Origin of the sequence: Roseateles flavus (assembly GCF_039872765.1) — a bacterium.
GTDB lineage: Bacteria > Pseudomonadota > Gammaproteobacteria > Burkholderiales > Burkholderiaceae_C > Roseateles_B > Roseateles_B flavus.
The window spans coordinates 1-1,330 of record NZ_JBDPZC010000050.1; the positions used below are offsets into that span (position 1 = coordinate 1).

At 60.4% G+C, this 1,330-nt stretch carries 1 protein-coding gene; it reads right to left on the reverse strand.

What is annotated here, in order from left to right; genetic code table 11:
- Nucleotides 1-85: 85 nt before the first annotated feature.
- Nucleotides 86-925 (reverse strand): GmrSD restriction endonuclease domain-containing protein, encoded by an 840-nt coding sequence (locus tag ABDJ40_RS24680; RefSeq protein ID WP_347613769.1) that lies wholly within the window; start codon nt 923-925, stop codon nt 86-88.
- Between the last annotated feature and the right edge of the window lie 405 nt (nt 926-1,330).

Consider the following 1,330-nt stretch of genomic DNA (forward strand, 5'->3'; position numbering starts at 1 on the left):
ATGGGGCCGCTGGGCTATGTCCCGCCCGCCGAATTCGAAGCCAATTACCATCGCCAACGCGCTGGTCAGGCCGCGACCGTCTGACTTAAACCAACTGGCCTCCGCGGAAGCCGGGGCGTTTCACCTCGCTACGAGAGGGCGGCTTGTCGTCGAGGATCATGAAGGCGAGGACATCAGCGATGACCTCTTCGTCACGGGATTCGCGGACCTGCTCCTTCGTCAACACACCTTGCTTGATCCAAAACACCTCGTCGACATCAATGCCGTACTCGAGCTCCTTGTTCGTGATTGAGATCTTCTTCATCTCGTTCAGAGGTAACTCGTCGGACGATGAGACGTCGCCGCGCACCTTGGAGGCGACATAGCGCACAGCCTGTGCAAAGTGGCCGGTGCTGCCGGCGATCCGGAGCTCCTGGCGTGAGAGCTTCCGGCCGCCCGAGTTGATCCGCCGGAACACCTCGTCAACGTCGCCGTCGCCGGCGAACTCATAGATCGATAGTGGGATGGTGTACGAGGCGATCGCCACACATGCCTCGCGGGGCAAGAGCGGCTCGCGTTGCTTGATCTCGCCGGCGTCTAGCAGCGCCTTCGTCTCAGCCATGGTGTTCAGATCGAAGAAGTGACCGTTGACGGCGTACTCGTTCTCGATAAACCCGAACACCGCGTTCAGCCGTTGCATCCCGTCGATGATTTCAAAGAACCCTTGACCCGCGGTGCCCTTGCGTTCTGCGAGGAGAACGATCGGCACCGGATAGCCGGACAGCAACGAGTCGATGAAACGCCGCTTCTCGTCCAGCGTCCAGACCAGCTTGCGCTGATAGCGGCGGTTAACGATGTAGCGCCAGGCCCGGTAGTTCCCAAAGACCCGTTCCACCGACTCGCCTTTGACGGTGAGGTCCTGTCTAGTTCTTTGTGCGTCGACCATTGGATTTCCCCTAGGATTAGCCCGCAAGCGTAGCTCATCCCGGAGTGAGCTCGACTTCGCCAACCATCGCCGACAATTGCCCTAATCCCGACGCGGTCGGGGATCCGGTTTCGAATCGCAATGTGTTGGATGCTGGAGACCCGCCGGCGCTCGGCGCAAACGACCAAGAGACAACCCTAATCCTGGGATCAATTGCAACGTGTTATCGCCGAGAGGTCGCGCGGTAGCGAAGCGGCCGCCTGCACCGCGCGAACCGCCTTGTGGAGACCCTTTGGCTGCAGTGTGTTGGCGCCGATCTAAATTTGACCCACCCTGCCGATTGAACTTTGACCCAGGGCTTGGGGCCGACATCGGCTGATGCCGGCTGTGGACAACTGTAGCGCGGCGCTTGTTCAGCTCGCTTCG